This is a genomic window from Mesorhizobium sp. M4A.F.Ca.ET.050.02.1.1 (assembly GCF_003997725.1).
In the GTDB taxonomy this organism is placed as follows: domain Bacteria; phylum Pseudomonadota; class Alphaproteobacteria; order Rhizobiales; family Rhizobiaceae; genus Mesorhizobium.
Window position 1 is genome coordinate 1 of record NZ_RZSG01000631.1, and the last position, 3,565, is coordinate 3,565.

6 protein-coding genes are annotated in these 3,565 nt (G+C 63.8%); 4 read left to right on the top strand and 2 right to left on the bottom strand.

The annotated features are described in order from the left end of the window. The 3 genes from EOA33_RS28300 to EOA33_RS28310 form a co-directional block, all read left to right on the top strand. A partial coding sequence (locus EOA33_RS28300; protein WP_281033563.1) for an FAD-linked oxidase C-terminal domain-containing protein occupies positions 1-335 on the top strand: 335 nt, incomplete at its 5' end. A gap of 87 nt (positions 336-422) precedes the next feature. Then, a complete protein-coding gene (locus tag EOA33_RS40905; RefSeq protein WP_281033564.1) occupies positions 423-545 on the top strand; it encodes an alpha-hydroxy-acid oxidizing protein in 123 nt (40 codons plus the stop codon). 123 nt (positions 546-668) lie between these two features. Further along, positions 669-1,121 (top strand): hypothetical protein, encoded by a 453-nt coding sequence (locus tag EOA33_RS28310; RefSeq protein ID WP_126055428.1) that lies wholly within the window; start codon positions 669-671, stop codon positions 1,119-1,121. A 73-nt stretch (positions 1,122-1,194) separates the two neighbouring features. On the opposite strand, the gene EOA33_RS28315 is transcribed toward EOA33_RS28310, so the two are convergent. Both EOA33_RS28315 and EOA33_RS28320 read right to left on the bottom strand, forming a co-directional pair. Then, on the bottom strand, positions 1,195-1,887 hold the full coding sequence (locus EOA33_RS28315) for a BA14K family protein (protein ID WP_126055429.1): 693 nt from the start codon (positions 1,885-1,887) through the stop codon (positions 1,195-1,197). 142 nt (positions 1,888-2,029) lie between these two features. After that, the gene (locus EOA33_RS28320; RefSeq protein ID WP_127407140.1) at positions 2,030-3,148 is read right to left on the bottom strand and encodes a KamA family radical SAM protein; all 1,119 of its coding nucleotides are present in this window, start codon (positions 3,146-3,148) and stop codon (positions 2,030-2,032) included. A gap of 41 nt (positions 3,149-3,189) precedes the next feature. Here EOA33_RS28320 and EOA33_RS28325 point away from each other — a divergent pair, with 41 nt between their 5' ends. Further along, entirely contained in the window at positions 3,190-3,558 is a 369-nt protein-coding gene (locus EOA33_RS28325) for a hypothetical protein (protein WP_127407141.1), read from the top strand. Positions 3,559-3,565 lie beyond the last annotated feature (7 nt).

A 3,565-nucleotide genomic window follows, 5' to 3' on the forward strand; every position in this document is an offset into this window, starting at 1 on the left:
CCTATGTCCAGCGCATCGAAACCGGGCTGAAGCGCATCGCCGCGACTTACGCGCCTTATGTGTTCGGTCATCTCGCCGACGGTAACCTGCACATCTCGATCAACACCGACGGGCCGGTTTCGCACGCGCTGCACGAGGCGATCGAGGACGTGCTCTATGAGGGCTTGCAGGCAAGCGGCGGCTCGTTCTCGGCCGAGCACGGCGTCGGCCTCGACAAGCGCGACGCCTATGAGCGCCACGCCGATCCGGTCAAGCAGGCGCTGGCGAGGGCGATCAAGGGGATGATCGATCCGGCTAATGTGATGAATCCGGGGAAGTTTATCGCGGGGGAGTGAGGCTGCACCCCCCCGAAAGTGGGGGAGAGCGACTATCTGGGGTCGCTGGCGCTCGGCGCCCGTGGCTGTCTGGTCGGACGGGCCTGAATCTATGGCCTCGGCGCCGGCGGCGCGACCGCCATCAAGATCCTGCGCAAGGAGCTATCCGCCACCATGGCGCTGACCGGGACGCGGAGCATCGAGGAGATCGACGCGAAGGTGCTGGACTAAACACTTGGGCCGTGAACTCACAATGCGGAATGGCCGGATAGGTGGAAAGCGGACTTGGGATTTGTGGAAAGCACTCATGGCGTGTGCCATGCTAGAACCGCGGTCATCGAGAGTGGTTCATGCATGAAGTGGGAACAGGTAGCATCGGATTTCGCCTGGGACGGATCATGGCGAGACATCTACGTTCTGAACACGTCTGAGGCGGATTGGCAGCGCGTCTGGGACATCCTCCGCGAATGGAGCCCGCCTGCTAATTTCAGTGTCTCCGGCAACATCGAGTCGATGCTATTGGGGGTCGAAGCGGCCCTGGAAAGCGAAACAGCCAGCTTACTGTCTTTTTACGTCGGGCCAATCCAGCTTGCATGTCACTTCTTCAGCACCGTCGAAATTGAGTTCGACTTCGATCCAAGGCAAGTCAGCGGAATACCCGAGGTAGAGCAGCTTGAAGGTTTTATGCGATTGCTCGGTGACGCTATTGAGAAGCAGGTAATTCTCACGCAGGAAAATGATCAGGAGGCTATCATCGCCCGCTACTCTCCCGATCTTGAGAGTGTGGTTTGGACTGCACTTTCATAGCCGAATGTTTGCAACGGGTTGCGTCGACGGGTGCAGATCACTGTCTCGGTCGATCAGGCAGTGGGCTCACTGGCTACTCGCACTGCCGGCGCGGGCCGCCGTCATAGGGCTGGTAGCTGTTGTCTTCCGGCCGGTAGGAGCGATAGCGGCTGAAGCAATAGTCGACATGGTCGGCGGAAACCCCGCCTGAGGCGCCCTCGCCCCACGCTTCCTCGTCCGGCCAGCCCTGATAGGTGCTGCCATAAATCGAGGCGGCCTCCACCGAGCTGTCCCGCACCTTGACGTAGCCCTCATCGGCGCCGCCCGCATCGAGATAGGGCGAGATGCAGCGCCGCTGCTCGCCGCTGTAGGACCTGTAACTGTTGTCGTCAGGACGATAGGAGCGGTAGCGGCTCGCGCACCATTCGAGATGGGCGGCCGGCAGTTCCGCGGCCTGCGCGCTATCCTCGCCGGCGGCCAACGCCTCGCCCTGCCCGTCGCCAGCCTGCGGCTCGATCGAGGCGGTCACCTCGGGCCCGATCTCGGGTTTCGCGGCATCGGCAGGCTTGGGATCGGCCGGAACCGGACGGGCGGCAACACGCTCGAGAGCCTGCTTGGCCGCGCCCACCGGCTCGGCGTTCCTGGTCCAGAGCTCGGCCACGCTTTGGCTCGGGGAGACCGTGCCGACCGGCTTGGCGGCCAGCAGCCAGGTGGCGAAGGCCAGTCCGCTGGCGAAAACCGTCAGCGTCAGACCGAAGCCGCCCAGAATTCCCAACAGAGCTTTCACGCCACGCTCCCTTTAGCCCCCGCTGATAGAAATGCGGAGCCGTGTGGCTGGTTCCAACGAGACGCGAAGGGGGCCCTCGCCGCAAGGCGGGCGGCCGTAACCTGGCTTGGGAGATGACGGGAACCAAGCCCTCGAAGGTTGGCTACCCCACAACCTCCCGATAGGCCCTGACCATGCCATCCTGCCCGCGGATGCGCCACGCCTCCCCGTCCCGGCCCTCGATCGCGCACGATGCCAGCGGTACCTTGCCGCCGCCTTCCGGCAGGTCGATGACATAGGTGGGATTGCAGATGCCCGAGAGGCGCTGGCGCAGCGCGCTCACCAGCGCCTGGCCTTCCGCGATCGTGGTGCGGCGGTGCGCCATGCCGCGTGCCAGGTCGCCATGGTGGAGGTAATAGGGCTTCACGCCAAGCCGGTACATCAGCTCCCGGCAGAGTTCCTCCAGCACCTCGACACTGTCGTTGACGCCTTTCAGCAAAACGCTCTGGTTGAGCAGCACGAAGCCCGCCTGCCTCAAGGTGCGGCAGGCCGCTTCGGTGGCGTCGGTGATCTCCCGCGCATGGTTGAAGTGGGTGACCACCGTCACCATCAGCCGACCCTGCAGGGCGGCGACCAGCTCTGATGTGATGCGCGAGGGCAGCGCGACGGGCACGCGGGTGTGGATGCGCAACAGCCGCACATGCGGGATCGCCTCGACGCGGGCGCGGATTTCGCTGAGCGCCTTGTCGGGCAGCGACAGCGGGTCGCCGCCGGTCAGGATCACCTCGCGGATCTCTTCGTGCTCGGCGATATAGGCCAGCGCCGGCTCCAGCGCCTCGCTTGTGTAGCCACGTCCGATCGATGTCAGCGACTCCTTGCGAAAGCAGAAGCGGCAATAGACGGCGCATTGATAGGTCGGGAACAAAAGCACCCGATCGGCATGGCGGTGCGTCAGCCTCGGCACCGGGCTGTAGGCATGGTCGGCGATCGGATCGTCGAGCTCGCCTTCCGCCTCGACCAGCTCTTCCGGCGACGGGATGACCTGCGCGCGGATCGGATCCCTCGGGTCGTTCCAGTCGATCAGGTCGAGATAGGGTCTTGGAATGCGCACCTTGTGGTTCGCCGCGGCTTCCTGAGCGGCCGCGCGCTCGGCGCGCGACAGCGGCAGCGCGGCGAGATCGCGCACATGGCGCACGCCGGCGCGGACATCGTCCTGCCAGGATGGATCGGCGGCGCGCTGATCGCTTGCGGCCACGTCGTTGAGGTTGGCGTCGGTCGTCATCGGGAGTTTCTCGGTAGCGTTCGCGCGGAGCTATCGAGCGTATGGGCGGCCGGGTCAACTGCCTGTTGCCGCCGTCCGTCGATCGTCGCGACCCTTTGGCGCCCCTCTGCCCGGCCAGTCATATCCCCACCTGGGGAGATTGGCAGCTTCGCCGGCGTAACCCACGGCGGCCAAGCCACGAGCAAGCCGGGTGGAAAAAACCGCTGCCGAACCCGACCTATCCTTGGAGAAAAAGAATTATTTTCACGCTGCGCCTTGTCTACAAACCCACAGGCTCTATGTTGCAAGTATCGATCTTGCTTGTTGAACCTTGTTCTGGCGCAATCCGCGCTCTCAGCGATCTTCCTCTCAAAATCGATCTGAAAAGTTTGCCGCGCAGGCTGTACGGCGAGCAATTTTTCTATGGCTGATTGAAAG

Excerpts from the sequence above, each read along its gene's own strand:
- EOA33_RS28325 (WP_127407141.1), top strand. The coding sequence starts at position 3,190 with ATGGGCGGCCGGGTCAACTGCCTGTTGCCGCCGTCCGTCGATCGTCGC.
- EOA33_RS28320 (WP_127407140.1), bottom strand. The coding sequence starts at position 3,148 with ATGACGACCGACGCCAACCTCAACGACGTGGCCGCAAGCGATCAGCGC.
- EOA33_RS28310 (WP_126055428.1), top strand. The coding sequence starts at position 669 with ATGAAGTGGGAACAGGTAGCATCGGATTTCGCCTGGGACGGATCATGG.